At 59.2% G+C, this 15,077-nt stretch carries 13 protein-coding genes; 5 read left to right on the top strand and 8 right to left on the bottom strand.

Going from position 1 to position 15,077, the window contains the following annotated elements; all coding sequences use genetic code 11:
• The first annotated feature begins 42 nt into the window (after positions 1-42).
• Positions 43-612 (top strand): CarD family transcriptional regulator, encoded by a 570-nt coding sequence (locus V6S97_RS22885; protein ID WP_003505223.1) that lies wholly within the window; start codon positions 43-45, stop codon positions 610-612.
• Positions 613-684: 72 nt separating this feature from the next.
• On the opposite strand, the gene V6S97_RS22880 is transcribed toward V6S97_RS22885, so the two are convergent.
• Positions 685-1,188, bottom strand: a complete 504-nt coding sequence (locus V6S97_RS22880; RefSeq protein WP_031233964.1) for a L,D-transpeptidase family protein — start codon at positions 1,186-1,188, stop codon at positions 685-687.
• A 286-nt stretch (positions 1,189-1,474) separates the two neighbouring features.
• Here V6S97_RS22880 and V6S97_RS22875 point away from each other — a divergent pair, with 286 nt between their 5' ends.
• Positions 1,475-2,158, top strand: a complete 684-nt coding sequence (locus tag V6S97_RS22875) for a response regulator transcription factor (RefSeq protein WP_003505216.1) — start codon at positions 1,475-1,477, stop codon at positions 2,156-2,158.
• Between the two features lie 151 nt (positions 2,159-2,309).
• Positions 2,310-2,765 (top strand): cyclic nucleotide-binding domain-containing protein, encoded by a 456-nt coding sequence (locus V6S97_RS22870; protein WP_031233965.1) that lies wholly within the window; start codon positions 2,310-2,312, stop codon positions 2,763-2,765.
• Positions 2,766-2,786: 21 nt separating this feature from the next.
• Here the strand turns inward: V6S97_RS22870 and V6S97_RS22865 are convergent, their stop codons facing one another.
• The 6 genes from V6S97_RS22865 to tesB all read right to left on the bottom strand — a co-directional run bounded on the left by V6S97_RS22865 (position 2,787) and on the right by tesB (position 10,234).
• Positions 2,787-3,590 carry an exodeoxyribonuclease III gene (locus V6S97_RS22865; RefSeq protein WP_003505210.1) on the bottom strand — a complete coding sequence of 268 codons (804 nt, stop codon included), beginning with the start codon at positions 3,588-3,590 and terminating at the stop codon, positions 2,787-2,789.
• 161 nt (positions 3,591-3,751) lie between these two features.
• A complete protein-coding gene (locus V6S97_RS22860) occupies positions 3,752-4,477 on the bottom strand; it encodes an outer membrane lipoprotein carrier protein LolA (RefSeq protein ID WP_161974148.1) in 726 nt (241 codons plus the stop codon).
• Positions 4,478-4,527: 50 nt separating this feature from the next.
• Positions 4,528-7,194: an FtsK/SpoIIIE family DNA translocase gene (locus V6S97_RS22855; RefSeq protein WP_334427781.1), complete on the bottom strand. Its 2,667-nt coding sequence runs from the start codon at positions 7,192-7,194 to the stop codon at positions 4,528-4,530.
• Between the two features lie 216 nt (positions 7,195-7,410).
• The gene (locus V6S97_RS22850; RefSeq protein ID WP_003505203.1) at positions 7,411-8,757 is read right to left on the bottom strand and encodes an ammonium transporter; all 1,347 of its coding nucleotides are present in this window, start codon (positions 8,755-8,757) and stop codon (positions 7,411-7,413) included.
• Between the two features lie 29 nt (positions 8,758-8,786).
• The gene (locus tag V6S97_RS22845; RefSeq protein WP_004444057.1) at positions 8,787-9,137 is read right to left on the bottom strand and encodes a P-II family nitrogen regulator; all 351 of its coding nucleotides are present in this window, start codon (positions 9,135-9,137) and stop codon (positions 8,787-8,789) included.
• 212 nt (positions 9,138-9,349) lie between these two features.
• On the bottom strand, positions 9,350-10,234 hold the full coding sequence (gene tesB / locus V6S97_RS22840) for an acyl-CoA thioesterase II (RefSeq protein WP_003505201.1): 885 nt from the start codon (positions 10,232-10,234) through the stop codon (positions 9,350-9,352).
• Between tesB and V6S97_RS22835 the strand changes: the two genes are divergently transcribed.
• Complete coding sequence (locus V6S97_RS22835; RefSeq protein WP_409338804.1) at positions 10,210-11,535, top strand: ubiquinone biosynthesis hydroxylase; 1,326 nt, start codon at positions 10,210-10,212, stop codon at positions 11,533-11,535. The genes tesB and V6S97_RS22835 overlap by 25 nt on opposite strands.
• Before the next feature lie 112 nt (positions 11,536-11,647).
• On the opposite strand, the gene V6S97_RS22830 is transcribed toward V6S97_RS22835, so the two are convergent.
• Entirely contained in the window at positions 11,648-11,995 is a 348-nt protein-coding gene (locus tag V6S97_RS22830; RefSeq protein WP_003505199.1) for a hypothetical protein, read from the bottom strand.
• Here V6S97_RS22830 and V6S97_RS22825 point away from each other — a divergent pair.
• Positions 11,994-15,074 (top strand): helicase-related protein, encoded by a 3,081-nt coding sequence (locus V6S97_RS22825; RefSeq protein ID WP_003505197.1) that lies wholly within the window; start codon positions 11,994-11,996, stop codon positions 15,072-15,074. The genes V6S97_RS22830 and V6S97_RS22825 overlap by 2 nt on opposite strands.
• Positions 15,075-15,077 lie beyond the last annotated feature (3 nt).

Genomic DNA, 15,077 nt, shown 5'->3' with positions numbered 1-15,077 from the left:
CCCCGGCATCCCCGGGTATGTAACAGGGAGTTTTTAGAACGAATGACGACCCAGCAGAAGAAATCTCCAGCACATCACGGTTTCAAGACCGGTGAAGCGATTGTGTATCCCGCTCATGGTGTCGGTACCATTTCTGCAATCGAGGAACAAGAAGTTGCCGGCATGAAGCTTGAGCTTTTTGTCATCGATTTCGAAAAAGACAAGATGCGTCTTAAAGTTCCCGTCGCAAAAGCCGTCAGCATCGGCATGCGCAAGCTTTCCGAAGGCGATTTTGTCGAGCGGGCGCTGAAAGTGGTGCAGGGCAAGGCGCGTGTGAAGCGTACCATGTGGTCGCGCCGCGCGCAGGAATATGATGCGAAGATCAATTCCGGCGATCTCATCGCAATTGCGGAAGTTGTGCGCGATCTCTACCGTGCGGAAAACCAGCCGGAGCAGTCCTATTCCGAGCGTCAGCTTTATGAGGCTGCGCTCGATCGCATGGCGCGCGAAATCGCCGCCGTCAACAAGATGTCGGAAACCGAGGCTGTTCGCCTGGTGGAAGTCAACCTTGCCAAGGGCCCCAAGCGTGGCAAGACCGTTGAAGAGGACGATTCTCAGGACGAAGCCGCTTAATATCAGGCTTTTTCCTTCTAAAAAAACCCGCCTTAATGGCGGGTTTTTTGTTGGCTGCTTGCAGGCTCAACGTCACAGGATGCGGATCTTTGTGTCCTTGCGCAGATACGGTAGAATGCGGCGCATGTCTCGGGGGTGCAGGGCGACGCAGCCTGCGGTCGGCTCATATCCCGGTCGGATCAGATGCATGAAGATAGCCGAGCCGCGGTTGCGGCTTCTCGCGGTGATGTTCCAGTCAAGCACCAGGCAGACGTCGTAGAGGCCGTCCTTGCGCATCATTTCTTCATGGCTCAGGGCGAAGGGCGCCTTGACCAGCCTGTTATAATTGGCGTTGCGTGGCTCGTCGCACCATAACATGGACTTCCGTGTTCGCTGCATCGGCAACGCCGTGGCGATGCCGGGAAGGCGGTCGCCGCGATAGAACCCGTGCAGGAGGCGCGTGGTGGAAATGGGGGATTTTCCGTCTCCCTCACGTTTCAGTGCGGTGCGGCCATTACGACCGATCGCGGCTGGAAAAGTGAGGTGTCCGAGCTGGACGATGGCGCGGCTGATTTTCGAAGGGGCTGGCCGAACCATGAGCGTCGATGCGCGTTTACGTTGTCTTGCGGGCTGTATGCTCATGTTTTTCACGAGATTTTGCTTTGCAGGTCATTTAACGTGAAGTCATAGCACTTCGTTATATCAAGGCAATGGGTTGACCTTTTATCGGCAAACCGCTGAATTGGCTGATAATTGGAGCGCCAGGCGTCTTTTCGGACGCCCCAGGGACGCTCTAACTCTTTTAAACTACGCATCGTGCTTCTCGAAAATCGAACCTGATTTTTGGGCTGGTGCGCTAAAGTAAGAAAGGCTGAGAATCCGAATGACGGCTCGCACTATCCTTCTGGTGGACGATGACGACGATCTTCGGGAGACGCTGACCGAGCAATTGTCTCCCTATGAGGAATTCTCGCTTTTGAGCGGCGCAAACGCCGCACAGGCGATGCAGACCGCCAAGACCGCTCAGGTCGATCTTTTGATCATGGATGTCGGCCTTCCGGACATGGACGGCCGTGAGGCGGTGAAGCTGTTGCGCAAGGGCGGCTTCAAGGCGCCGATCATCATGCTGACTGGGCACGACACTGATTCCGATACTATCCTTGGGTTGGAAGCTGGTGCCAACGACTATGTGACGAAACCTTTCCGTTTCGCCGTGCTTCTGGCGCGTATCCGGGCGCAGCTGCGCCAATACGAGCAGAGTGAAGATGCGGTTTTCACTGTCGGCCCCTATCAGTTCAAACCCAGCCAGAAGCTGTTGACGACGGAGGATGGCAAGAAAATCCGGCTGACGGAAAAGGAAGCGGCGATCATCCGTTATCTCTACCGCGCCGGCAGCACCGTCGTGACACGCGACGTCCTGCTCGAAGAGGTCTGGGGTTACAATTCCGGGGTGACGACACACACGCTCGAAACGCATGTCTATCGTCTGCGCCAGAAGATTGAACGCGACCCGTCCAACGCTGAAATTCTGGTCACCGAGAACGGCGGATACAAGATCGTTCCCTGAGCAGGGACCTTGTTGCGCCTTTCATATGTCGTCGTTGAAGCTCACGCCGCGCGTCCGAAAAGGCGCGCGGCGTTCTAACACCTTGTATTTTGAGGACTGATATTGGAAAACCGCTATAGTGATGCAGGCGTTTTCCGGAGTAACGATCGACATGGCCTTGACGGACGATATCATGCTGCTGGGGCAAGTGCCGTTGTTTGCAGGGTTCAGCGATGACCAGCTGCGGCTCATCGCCTTCGGTGCGGAACGCCGCCGTGTATCTGCCGGGCAGACATTGTTCCGGGAGCACTCACCGGCCGAATGCGCCTTTGCGGTGACATCGGGCCATTTCGAGCTTTTCACGGCCGGGCGGGATGGCAAGCCCGTGCTGCAGGCGACGCCCGGCAAAGGGGCGCTGCTTTCGGAGCTGGCGCTTTTCACGCTTTGCGAAAGAAAGTTCACTGCGGTCGCGGCTGAGGATTCCGAAGTCATTCGGATAACGCGCATCCTCTTTCACCGGCTGGTGGAGGAGTTTCCGGAAGTGGCCGATATCGTATCGGCGCGTATTCGCGACAATATCGCGTCTTTGGCGGCGGGTGCGGCCCGGTTGCAGAACCGCTTCGTCTGACGTCAAGTCAAACGCGCCGGCTCAAAACCGGAACTGGGCGGTGACCGGAACGTGGTCCGATGGCCGGTTCCAGCCACGGGCCTCGCGCAATATGTCGATTTTTTCAAGCGAGGGGCCGAGATCCTGCGAAGACCAGATATGGTCAAGACGGCGGCCGCGATCAGCCGCCTCCCAATCCTTGGCGCGGTAGCTCCACCAAGTATAGATCTTTTCAGTCTCAGGCACGTTCAGACGCATCAGATCAAGCCAGTTGCCCTGCTTCATGATGTCAAGCATCCCCTCGGTTTCGACAGGCGTGTGGCTGACGATCTTCAGAAGCTGCTTGTGGGACCAGACGTCATTTTCGAGCGGTGCGATGTTGAGATCGCCGACGAGAATGGACGAGGTGCCGGGCACGCCATCGGCACGCAGCGCCTTCATTTCCTCGATGAAATCGAGCTTGTGGCCGAATTTCGGATTGATTGAGCGATCCGGCTCGTCACCGCCCGCCGGCACATAAAAATTATGCAGCCGCACACGGCGCGATCCAACCTGGAAAATCGCGGAAATGTGCCGCGCGTCACCGATTCCGCAATAGTCCTGTCGATGATCTTCGGTCAGCGGAATCTTCGAGGCGATGGCGACGCCGTGATAGCCCTTCTGGCCATGGATGATGACGTGCTCATAACCCAGCGCCTTCAGCGGCTTCATCGGAAACTCGCCATTCGGGCATTTCGTTTCCTGCAGGCAGAGAATGTCGGGCTTGTAACGCACCAGAAACTGCTCAACGATCGGCATTCTGAGCCTGACCGAGTTGATGTTCCAGGTGGTTATCGAAAACGACATGCATGTGCTCCGCTTTTATTGCCGCGAACCGCATGGCCCGTGACATGTTTCCGGGGCGCAGGCTTATAACATCGCGATGAAAACGGGAATTTATTTTAGCGCTAAAATGAAAAAGGCGACCGCAGGGCCGCCTTTCGAAAAGTTTCCGTGGGCCTGATGCCTCAGCCGCCTTTACGGACTTCCTCATAATTGATGCTGAAGACGCGTTCATCAAGGTTTACGCCGGTCTGGACGTTGAAGATCATGACGGTCGTGTCCTTGTTCTGGGCGTCGGTCGTCGTCCATTGCCTCAGGTCGAAGGTCTTCGGATCGAACATCAGGGTAATGGTGGAATCGCCGAAGACGCTCTTGTCGCCCAGCACGATTGTAGTCAGGTCCGATTCTTCCTTCACGTTCCGGACCTTCTGGTTGCCGAGATCGATCTTGTCGGACAGAAGCAGGCTGAGCGGCGTCTTGGAGAGCGGATAAAGATCCCATGTCTTCAGCTTCATATTGCCGATGACGACGTTCCTGCCGTCGGCAATGACGCGCATGGGCGAAGGGTCCTCGTAATTGAAACGAAGCTTGCCGGGCCGTTCGATGTAAAACTTGCCGCCGGTCTGCTCACCACGCGGGCCGAACTGGACGAATTCCCCCATCATGGTTTTGACCGACGAGAAGTGATTGGCGATTTTCTGTGCGGTCGCGCTATTGCCGGCCGCCTGGGCAAAGGCGTCAAGCGGCGACAGGCCGGCGATCACCGCGGCCATGGAAAATGCCGTCAGCACGCCACGTCGCGTCACGCCGTTTTGCGTTGCGTTTGCGGTGGCCGTTTCGCCGGTGGTGAGGTCGTTCATTCTATTCTCCTTCATCGCAGCGATTGTCCGCATAAAAGGCGGCGGCTTCATGACGTTGAAAGCGTGGAATAACGCTTCTCCGCCCCGCTTGGTTGCGGACGTTACCGCTCGATGATGTCTGCTTCCGTTGGCACGAGGATTTCGCGTTTTCCGGCGTGATTGGCGGGACCGATGATGCCTTCCTGCTCCATGCGTTCGATCAGCGAGGCGGCGCGGTTGTAACCGATGCCGAGACGCCGTTGCACATAGGAGGTGGAGGCTTTGCCATCGCGAAGCACGACGGCCACGGCCTGATCGTAGGGGTCTTCGGAATCGGAGAAGTTGCCTGCGCCGGCCGGGCCGCCGCCATTGCCTTCCTCGTCGTCTTCCTCGGTAATCGCTTCCAGATATTCCGGCGACCCTTGTGTCTTCAGATAGGCGACGATTTCTTCGACTTCATTGTCGGAAACGAAGGGGCCGTGTACGCGCTGGATGCGCCCGCCGCCCGCCATATAGAGCATGTCACCCATGCCGAGCAGCTGTTCGGCGCCCTGTTCGCCAAGGATGGTGCGGCTGTCGATCTTCGACGTCACCTGGAAGGAGATGCGGGTTGGGAAGTTTGCCTTGATCGTGCCGGTGATGACATCGACGGACGGACGCTGGGTGGCCATGATGACATGGATGCCGGCGGCACGCGCCATCTGCGCCAGACGCTGCACCGCGCCTTCGATGTCCTTGCCGGCAACCATCATCAGGTCTGCCATTTCGTCGATGATGACGACGATATAAGGCAGTGGCTTCAGGTCGAATTCTTCCGTTTCGTAGATCGCCTCACCGGTCTGGCGGTCGAAACCGGTCTGGACCGTGCGGGTAAGGATTTCACCCTTGTCGAGCGCCTGCTGCACGCGGCTGTTGAAGCCGTCAATATTGCGCACGCCGATCTTCGACATTTTCTTGTAGCGCTCTTCCATCTCACGCACCGTCCACTTCAAAGCCACCACGGCCTTTTTGGGATCGGTAACGACCGGGGAAAGCAGATGCGGAATGCCGTCATAGATCGACAGTTCGAGCATTTTCGGGTCGATCATGATCAGGCGGCACTGTTCCGGCGACATGCGGTAGAGCAGTGACAGGATCATGGTGTTGATGGCAACCGACTTGCCCGAGCCGGTGGTGCCGGCGACCAGCAGATGCGGCATCTTGGCAAGATCGGCGATGACGGGTTCGCCGCCGATGGTCTTGCCGAGCGCCATGGCGAGCTTCGCCTTGCTGTTTTCGAAATCGCGGCTGCCGATCAGTTCGCGCAGGAACACGGTTTCGCGCGTCTGGTTCGGCAGTTCTATGCCGATGGCGTTGCGACCGGGAACGACGGCGACACGGGCGGCAATCGCGCTCATGGAGCGGGCGATGTCATCAGCAAGACCGATGACGCGCGAGGATTTGATGCCGGGCGCCGGTTCCAGTTCGTAAAGCGTGACGACCGGGCCGGGGCGGACATGGATGATTTCGCCCTTGACCCCGAAATCCTCGAGAACGCCTTCCAGAAGGCGGGCGTTCTGTTCCAGCACTTCCTCGCTCAGCATATTGTCGCGAACGACATTCTTCGGTTCTGCCAGAAGATGGACGGTTGGCAGCTGGAAACCGTCTGCGGCGATGAAGGAGGCCTGCGCCTCCCTTGCCACGCGCTCGCTGGGCTTCGGTCGTGCGGAAGGTGCTGTTATTCTGGGCTGTCCGCGTCCCGGCACCTGTCTGGCGGTGAATTTCTGGTCGGCCTCGTCGTCGGAGAGAATGCCGTCCGGCAGCCGGCGTTCGTCCGCGTCGAAGGGCGGTTCGTTATCCATGTCCTCGTCATGACCGAGCGCGATGGATGGAGGTGACATCTGGCGACGCGATGCGGCGCGTTCTTCGAAAGACGGCTCTGCGCGCTGGTCGAGGCGGTTGATTGCGGTCTTGAGGCGAGAAGGTTCGTTCAGCGTGCCGAATTCATATTCGTTGAAGTCATAGGGATGTTCGAACTCATCGTGCAGGGACTTCGACTTCAGGCCGAACAGGCGGCGCAAGCGCGCCTGGGTGATGTACCAATAATGCGTAAGCGCGCCGAAGGCGAGCATATTGGTGAAGAAGCCTTCGCCGTCGTCTTCGTCATCCTCTTCGACTTCACGGGCTGCGCGGGCCTTGCTGGTGGTGACCGGAGCGGCTTCTTCCCGCTCCAGTTCATCGTCCAGGCCGCCCACAATACCGGCGGCAAACAGCATCAGCCAGGCAGCCGGTGCCGCGAATATGACACCCAGTACCGTGGCGATCGTGCCGGTGGGGTAAGCGCCGATAAAAAGGGCGGGAAAACGCAGGATCATGTCACCGATGACACCGCCGATGCCGTTCGGAAGCGGCCATGTGACGGGGGCAGGAAAACAGCCGAGCGAGGCGGCGCAGACAATGGCGCCAGCGATCCAGGCCACGAGGCGGACGGGTATGCGGTGGAATTTACGATTGGCGATCAGCGCGATCGCCCAGGCGATGACCGGGAGAAGCGAGATGATTGCGGAAAGCCCGAGGAACTGCATCACGATATCGGCGAAAATCGCACCACCGTAACCCAGAAGATTGGTAGGCTGGTTTCCTGTCGCATAGGAGAGGCTCGGATCCGCCACATTCCATGTGGCGAGTGCGGCAATGCCCAGCGCGATCGTGGCCAGCATAGCGAAACCGGCCAGAGCCATGATCTGACGCACGAAAAACGCCGTCAGCACGAAGCGTGTGTGACGACCATCGAATGTCGGAGAATGCATTCTGCCCATGTCCCTGAACCCGTCGCTTTTCTTGGTTTCGGCAAGATTCGGCTGGTGACCAAATCCCGGATTGACAGGGAAAACTAACCGCTTGCTGGTTAATGTCGTATTAACCATGCGGTTTTTTGAGCGTTCACGGGTTTGCGTCAAAGAAAAAGGCCCGCCGAAGCGGGCCTTCTTTTGGGAGAGGGGATGGAGAACCCCTCTTCCGTGATATCAGGAGTGGTAGGCGGCTTCGCCGTGGGTCGCGAGGTCGAGACCTTCGCGTTCGGCTTCGACCGGAACCCTGAGACCAACGATCACGTCGACGATCTTGTAGAGGATCGCCGAGACGATGGCGCACCAGACGATGGTGATGGCGACGGCGACGAACTGCGTCCAGACCTGCGAGGCGATGGAGAAATCGGCCTTGCCCGTGCCGCCAAGCAGCGGAGACGTGAAGATGCCGGTGCCGAGGGCGCCAATGATGCCGCCGATGCCGTGGACACCGAAGACGTCAGCTGTGTCGTCGTAGCCGAACTTGTTCTTCACAACCGAGACGAAGAAGTAGCAGATCGGCGAGACGATGAGGCCGAGAACGATAGCGCCCATGGGTCCGACGGAACCGGCCGCAGGCGTTACGGCGACGAGGCCGGCGATCATGCCCGAAGCTGCGCCCAGCATGGAAGCCTTGCCGCGGGTGAAGCTTTCAACCAGCGACCAGGAAACGATGGCTGCTGCAGTGGCGAGGAAGGTGTTCATGGTTGCAAGAACCGCACCGCCAGATGCTTCGAGGTTGGAGCCGGCGTTGAAGCCGAACCAGCCGAACCACAGCATGGCTGCGCCAACCAGCGTCAGCGTCATGGAGTGCGGGGCCATCATGTCCTTGCCGAAGCCGGTACGCTTGCCAACCATGATCGCGCCGATCAGACCGGCGATACCGGCATTGATGTGAACGACCGTGCCGCCGGCGAAGTCGAGAGCGCCCATGCCGAAGATCAGGCCATTCGCGTCCCAGACCATGTGAGCGATCGGGAAGTAAACGAAGGTGGCCCACAGGATGGTGAAGAGAATGACGGCGGAGAACTTCACGCGTTCTGCGAAGGCACCGATGATCAGCGCCGGGGTGATGGCCGCAAAGGTCATCTGGAAGGCGATGAAGGTGTATTCGTAGATCACGACGCCCTGGGAGAAGGTTGCCGAGGTGCTGTCAAGCGAAACGCCCGACAGGAACAGCTTGCCGAAACCGCCGAAATAGGGGCCGGTGCCGCCGCCAAAGGCAAAAGAATAGCCGTAGATGACCCAGATGAGCATCATGACCGCGGTGATGACGGTGCACTGCATGAGAACGGAGAGCATGTTCTTCGTGCGGACGAGGCCGCCGTAAAACAGCGCCAGACCCGGAAGGATCATGAACAGCACGAGGATCGTCGCGACATACATGAATGCGGTGTCGGCTTTTTCAGGAACGGGCGCTGCGGCTGCTGCCGGCGCGGCATCCTGGGCAAAGGCGATGGCCGGCGCCATCAGGGCCGCCGCTGCGGCGCCCAGCTTGCCGAGCGTGGAAAATTTGTTGAGTTGCATAGTTAGAAAACTCCCCTGTCAGCCGTGCTTCAAAGCGCTTCTGTGTTGGTTTCGCCGGTACGGATGCGCACGGCCTGTTCGATAGAGTAGACGAAGATCTTGCCGTCACCGATCTGCCCGGTCTTTGCCGCAGACGCGATCGCCTCGACGGCCTTGTCGACGACGTCGGATGGAACTGCGATCTCGATCTTCAGCTTGGGAAGGAAGCTCACCGCATATTCCGTGCCGCGATAAATCTCGGTATGCCCCTTCTGGCGTCCGTAACCCTTTACCTCGGTCACGGTCAGGCCCTGGATGCCGACGCCGGTGAGCGCTTCGCGCACTTCATCCAGCTTGAACGGCTTGATAATGGCCATCACAATTTTCATCTGGTTTCCCATCCTTTGTTTTGTCCTCGGCACGGAGCCGACTCTCCTGCCGCTGGCAGATCAGTAACAGCGACTGAGGACATACATTCAAAGGGCGTGCCAGTTTTGAGTGTGTATCTAACGTATTGAAATATAAAACTTATATGAAAGGCGTCTGAAAAAGGGGCATTTGTCGCCAAAATTTGCGTCTATTAAATGTGCGATTTTCAGAAAAAGCACATTATTTAATCATTTGCCCTTTTGCGGATCAAACCCTCCTGCGCCACGGAAGCGACCAGTTCACCCTGTCTGGTGAAAATATTGCCACGGGTCAAACCACGAGCGCCGGAAGCGCTGGGGCTATCCTGTGTGTAAAGCAGCCAGTCGTCCAGACGGCAGGGGCGGTGGAACCACATGGCGTGATCGAGGCTCGCCACCTGAATGGAGGGATCGAAGATCGTTGTTCCATGGGCGTAGAGCGAGGTGTCGAGCAGGGTCATATCTGAGAGATAAGCGAGAATGGCCGACTGCAGACGCGGATCATCCGGCACGTCGCCGACGGCGCGGACCCAGATATCCTGCTGCGGTTCCAGCTTTTCTTTCGAGATATAGTGGGTCAGCGAAACCGGCCTTATCTCGATCGGCCGCTTGTTGCTCCAGTATTTGCGAATTGAAGCGGGCGCCTTGGCGAGGAAGGCCGCCTGCATCTGCTCTTCGCTCATCAGCTTTTCGGGCGGCGTCACATCAGGCATCTTGATCTGATGGTCGAAACCATCCTCGAAAATCTGAAACGAAGCAGACATGGAAAAAATCGCTTTGCCATGCTGAATGGCGACGACACGGCGGGTGCAGAAACTCGCGCCATCGCGGATGCGCTCTACCTGGTATACGATGGGCACCAGCGGATCGCCCGGGCGCATGAAATAGGCATGCAGCGAGTGCACGAAACGGTCGTCATCCACGGTCCTTTGGGCGGCAATCAGGGCCTGCGCGATGACCTGACCGCCGAAAACCCGCTGCCAGCCGATTTGCGGGCTTTCGCCCCGGAACAGGTTCTCCTCCAGCTTCTCGAGATCGAGCGTGGCGATGAGATTGGCCATCGGGTCTGACGTTTGCGAGGGATGCGACATTTTTTCGGCCTGCTCCGGCTGTAGGAAGACGTCACATGGTCTATAGTGCGCCGATGATGCGTGCACAAGATTTGAGGAGAAGCGTGATGCTGGACGTAGTGGTGGCAGGCGGCGGATATGTCGGTCTTTCCGTTGCTGTTGCAATCAAGCAGGCGGCCCGGCATCTTAATGTGCAGGTGGTCGAGGCCGCTCCCGAGGATGTCTGGGTAAAGGACGTCCGTGCGTCCGCCATCATCGCGGCGGCCACCCGGATGCTCGATGTTTTCGGCATCTGGAGCGAGATTGAGCCGGAAGCCCAGCCGATCCACAAGATGATCGTCACCGATTCGAAGACCGCCGATCCGGTGCGTCCCGTGTTCCTGACGTTCGACGGTGCCGTAGAGGAGGGCAGGCCGTTTGCCCATATGGTTCCGAATGTCGCTCTGGTGGGTGCGTTGCGGGGCCTGTGCGAACGCCTTGGCATAGAAATCCGCCACGGTCTCAGTGTTTCCGATTTCGCCGCGGGGCCGCAGTCGACGGCCATCAGTCTTTCCGACGGGTCAATGCTCGAAGCACGATTGCTAATTGCCTGTGACGGGGTTCGCTCGGCACTCAGGGACATGGCTGGCATCAAGACGGTGCACTGGGCTTATGATCAGTCCGGTATCGTGACGACCGTTGAGCATGAGCGGCCGCATGAGGGTTGTGCGGAGGAGCATTTTCTGCCATCGGGCCCCTTCGCCATCCTGCCCTTGAAGGGAAACCGGTCTTCGCTCGTCTGGACCGAACGCACGGCCGATGCCGACAGGCTGGTGGCCTCCGACGATCTGGTGTTTGAAGAAGAGCTGGAGCGCCGGTTCGGTCACAAGCTCGGTCCTCTGCGTCCCGTCGGTCCCCGCCGCGCCTTCCCGCTGGGGCTGACGCTGGCGCGCTCCTTCGTCGCGCCACGGTTTGCGCTTGCGGGTGACGCGGCGCACGGCATTCACCCGATTTCCGGGCAGGGCCTCAATCTTGGCTTTAAGGATGTGGCGGCGCTCGCGGAAACGGTGGTCGAGGCAGACCGTCTGGGCCTCGATATCGGCTCTCTCAATGTTCTGGAGCGTTACCAGTCCTGGCGGCGTTTCGATACATTGCGGATGGGCGTGACGACCGATGTGCTGAACCGGCTTTTCTCCAATGATATTGGTCCTATCCGTGTCATGCGTGATTTCGGTCTCGGCGTCGTGGATCGTTTGCCGGGTCTGAAGTCCTATTTCATCGGCCAGGCCGCCGGCACGATGGATGCGAATGCGCCGCGTCTGCTTGCCGGCGAGGCGCTTTGATCCAGCCCTTCGCATATATTTCGGATCGGCTTTTCCGGGATTGCCGCTTGACAGCCTATCCCGGTATTTTCTGCCCCGACGCCCTTCCGTAAAGATGAATCCGGCCAAGGACTTATCCGGATTCATAATCTGGTATGGTCTGCGCGCTCGCCAACCAGATATTGCGGAGAACAAAAGCTGAATCATGCGGAGTCAGCGATTCGTATTCGATTCGTTCGCAGACTGTTCCGTAGCCGAATCGATTCGATTTTCGCCGGATTCTTTTTGTTTCTTCAACTTGCTGAATCTGCACGGAAAATTCCGTGGATCGGTCGCCTTGCGCCACTTTGCGGGCAAGGCCTATTGCCTTTGTCAGCGGGCGTTGCCATGTGTGGTGCGTGCGGCCCGCATCAGCAATGGTGAGCGGCACGGCAAGCAGATGAAGTCGATTCGCGGATAGTACGTTGAATTTTCGCCCCATGATCCTGAGCGGCCGCGGTGTCACGGCCGTTCTCGGCCCCACCAATACCGGCAAGACCCATTACGCGATCGAGCGGATGGTCGCGCATGGCAGCGGTGTCATCGGCCTACCGCTGCGTCTTCTGGCGCGGGAGGTCTATACCCGCCTCGTTGAAAAGGTTGGGGCGCCGAATGTGGCGCTGATTACCGGCGAAGAAAAGATTTCACCTCCCAAAGCCAAATATTCCGTCTGCACGGTTGAAGCCATGCCGCGCGAGACGACGGCCGCCTTCGTCGCGATCGACGAGGTGCAGCTGGCGGGTGATCTCGAGCGCGGGCATATCTTCACCGACCGGGTGCTGCATCTGCGCGGGCGGGAGGAAACGCTGCTGCTCGGCGCGGGCACGATGCGCCCTATCCTCGAAAAGCTGCTGCCCGGAATTACCGTGGTGGAACGTCCGCGCCTGTCGCAGCTTTTTTATGCGGGTCAGAAGAAGATAACCCGTCTGCCACAGCGCACGGCGATCGTCGCTTTTTCCGCCGATGAGGTCTATGCCATTGCCGAACTGGTGCGCCGCCAGCGCGGTGGCGCAGCCGTGGTGCTGGGTGCGCTTTCGCCACGCACGCGCAATGCGCAGGTGGGTCTCTACCAGTCCGGCGATGTCGAATATCTTGTCGCGACGGACGCCATCGGCATGGGTCTCAACCTCGATGTCGATCATGTCGCCTTCGCACAGGACCGCAAATTCGACGGTTATCAGTTCCGCAATCTCAATCCCGGCGAGATCGGCCAGATTGCCGGCCGCGCCGGTCGCCACCTTCGCGACGGTACATTCGGTGTGACGGGGCGTGTCGATCCGTTCGATGACGAATTGGTGGAGCGGATCGAAACCCATCAGTTCGACGCGGTGAAGGTGCTGCAATGGCGGACGAAAAATTTCGATTTTTCCTCCATCGCCAATCTGCGCCTGAGCCTCGACGCCGCACCGGCGATCCAGGGACTTTCGCGCGCTCTGCCGGCAATTGACCAGCAGGCGCTGGAATATCTGTCGCGTTATCCTGAGATCATTGATGTGACGACCACCGATTCGCGGGTGGAAAAGCTCTGGGAGGCCTGCGCGCTGCCCGATTATCGCCGCATCGCCCCCGCACAGCATGCCGACCTGATCTCCACGCTCTATTTCGACCTCGTCAAACGGGGGGCGGTGAATGAGGATTTCATGGCCGAGCAGGTGCGCCGCGCCGACCGGACGGATGGAGAGATCGATACCTTGTCTGCGAGGATTGCGCAGATCAGAACATGGACTTATGTATCGAACCGCCCAGGATGGCTTGCCGATCCGACACACTGGCAAGAAAAGACTCGGGAAATCGAGGATCGATTGTCCGATGCGCTACATGAAAGGTTGACGAAACGCTTTGTTGATCGCAGGACATCTGTGCTCATGAGGCGCCTGAGAGAGAATGCGATGCTTGAAGCTGAAATCAGTGTAAATGGTGATGTCTTTGTAGAAGGACATCACGTCGGCCAGTTGGCCGGGTTCCGGTTCACGCCGGTGCCGGGAATGGAAGGGCCGGATCAGAAGGCCGTGCAGGCTGCGGCGCAGAAGGCGCTCGCGCTCGAATACGAGGCGCGTGCTGCGCGTCTGCATGCCAGTGGAAATGGCGATCTCGCTTTGAGCTCCGATGGTCTGGTTCGCTGGTTGGGCGAGCCGGTAGCCCGCCTTTCGGCCGGCGACAACATCATGAAGCCGCGGGTGATCCTGCTTGCCGACGAGCAGTTGAGCGGCAATGCCCGTGATCACGCGCTGGCGCGCGTCGAGCGTTTCGTCAATCATCAGATTGCGACCGTGCTGAAGCCGCTGGACGATATTTCCCGCGCTGAAGACCTTCAGGGTCTGGCGAAGGGCCTGGCGTTCCAGCTGGTCGAAAATCTTGGCGTGCTGTTCCGCCGCGACGTTGCCGAAGACGTGAAGTCTCTCGACCAGGACGCGCGCGCCTCCATGCGCCGTTACGGCGTGCGTTTCGGCGCCTACCATGTTTTCCTGCCCGCGCTGCTCAAGCCCGCTCCGGCGGAGCTCGTCACGCTGCTCTGGGCTTTGAAGAATGATGGCCTTGGCAAGCCGGGTTATGGTGATCTCATTCCGGTGCTTGCCGCCGGCCGTACCTCGGTCGTCACCGATGCCAGCTTCGAGCGCATGTTCTATAAGCTCGCCGGTTTCCGTTTCCTCGGAAAGCGCGCCGTGCGTATCGACATTCTCGAGCGTCTGGCTGATCTCATCCGTCCGCTCCTGCAGTGGAAGCCCGGCCAGCAGCCGCGTCCGGAAGGCGCCTATGACGGTCGCCGTTTCACGACCACGACGGCCATGCTTTCCATTCTCGGCGCGACGCTCGACGACATGGAAGAAATTCTGAAGGGCCTTGGTTACCGCGCCGACCAGGTGACGGCGGAAGAGGCGCAGGCCTTCCTCGCCAGTCACGCCGGTGCCTCTGCCCCGGTTGCTGCAGAAGCGGCGACGGCAGAAGAGGAAAGCATCGAGACCGAGGAGCACGAGCCGGCTTCCGAAGAGCAGGTGTCCGAAACGGCGACTGTTGCGGAAGGCGAAGCTGCCGAGGCGCCGGTTGCGGAAGCTGCCAGCGAAGAGGCTGCTGCAGCCGAGGCTGCGTCGGAAAACGCCGAGGCCGCCGAGCCCAAGCCTGTCCTTCTGTGGCGTCCGGGTGGTCGCAACGAAAATCAGCGTGGCGAAAACCGTCGTCCCGGCAATCGCGGTCAAGGCCGTGGTGAGGGAGCCCGCGAACAGGGTGAGCGTCGCGGTGAAGGCCGTCCCGGCAATCGTGACGGTGCAAACCGCGAAGCTGCCAATCGCAGTGGCGACGGCGAGCGCAAGCGTGATGGCGGACGTCCCGACCGTGGCAACAACCGCAACAATGATCGTCATGATCGCGGGGAGCGCAAGGACCGGCCGGAACGCAATGACCGTGGCGGAAAGCCGCAGGGGCAGCAGCGCTTCGAAGCCAAGCCGCCGCGCAAGGAGAAGCCGCTCGATCCGGATTCACCTTTCGCAAAGCTCGCTGCTCTCAAGGAGCAGCTGAAGAAGTAAGCC

Source organism: Agrobacterium sp. CCNWLW155, from assembly GCF_036888815.1.
Taxonomy (GTDB): Bacteria; Pseudomonadota; Alphaproteobacteria; order Rhizobiales; family Rhizobiaceae; genus Agrobacterium; species Agrobacterium radiobacter.
Note: the sequence above shows the minus strand (reverse complement) of the source record. Positions and strands in the feature narration are given on the sequence as shown.

What these genes read in the sequence shown, in the direction of transcription:
- V6S97_RS22825 (WP_003505197.1), top strand. Translation starts at nt 11,994, where the DNA reads ATGATCCTGAGCGGCCGCGGTGTCACGGCCGTTCTCGGCCCCACCAAT.
- V6S97_RS22875 (WP_003505216.1), top strand. Translation starts at nt 1,475, where the DNA reads ATGACGGCTCGCACTATCCTTCTGGTGGACGATGACGACGATCTTCGG.
- V6S97_RS22845 (WP_004444057.1), bottom strand. Translation starts at nt 9,137, where the DNA reads ATGGGAAACCAGATGAAAATTGTGATGGCCATTATCAAGCCGTTCAAG.
- V6S97_RS22870 (WP_031233965.1), top strand. Translation starts at nt 2,310, where the DNA reads ATGGCCTTGACGGACGATATCATGCTGCTGGGGCAAGTGCCGTTGTTT.
- V6S97_RS22885 (WP_003505223.1), top strand. Translation starts at nt 43, where the DNA reads ATGACGACCCAGCAGAAGAAATCTCCAGCACATCACGGTTTCAAGACC.
- V6S97_RS22860 (WP_161974148.1), bottom strand. Translation starts at nt 4,477, where the DNA reads ATGAAGCCGCCGCCTTTTATGCGGACAATCGCTGCGATGAAGGAGAAT.
- tesB (WP_003505201.1), bottom strand. Translation starts at nt 10,234, where the DNA reads ATGTCGCATCCCTCGCAAACGTCAGACCCGATGGCCAATCTCATCGCC.
- V6S97_RS22865 (WP_003505210.1), bottom strand. Translation starts at nt 3,590, where the DNA reads ATGTCGTTTTCGATAACCACCTGGAACATCAACTCGGTCAGGCTCAGA.
- V6S97_RS22830 (WP_003505199.1), bottom strand. Translation starts at nt 11,995, where the DNA reads ATGGGGCGAAAATTCAACGTACTATCCGCGAATCGACTTCATCTGCTT.
- V6S97_RS22855 (WP_334427781.1), bottom strand. Translation starts at nt 7,194, where the DNA reads ATGCATTCTCCGACATTCGATGGTCGTCACACACGCTTCGTGCTGACG.
- V6S97_RS22880 (WP_031233964.1), bottom strand. Translation starts at nt 1,188, where the DNA reads ATGGTTCGGCCAGCCCCTTCGAAAATCAGCCGCGCCATCGTCCAGCTC.
- V6S97_RS22850 (WP_003505203.1), bottom strand. Translation starts at nt 8,757, where the DNA reads ATGCAACTCAACAAATTTTCCACGCTCGGCAAGCTGGGCGCCGCAGCG.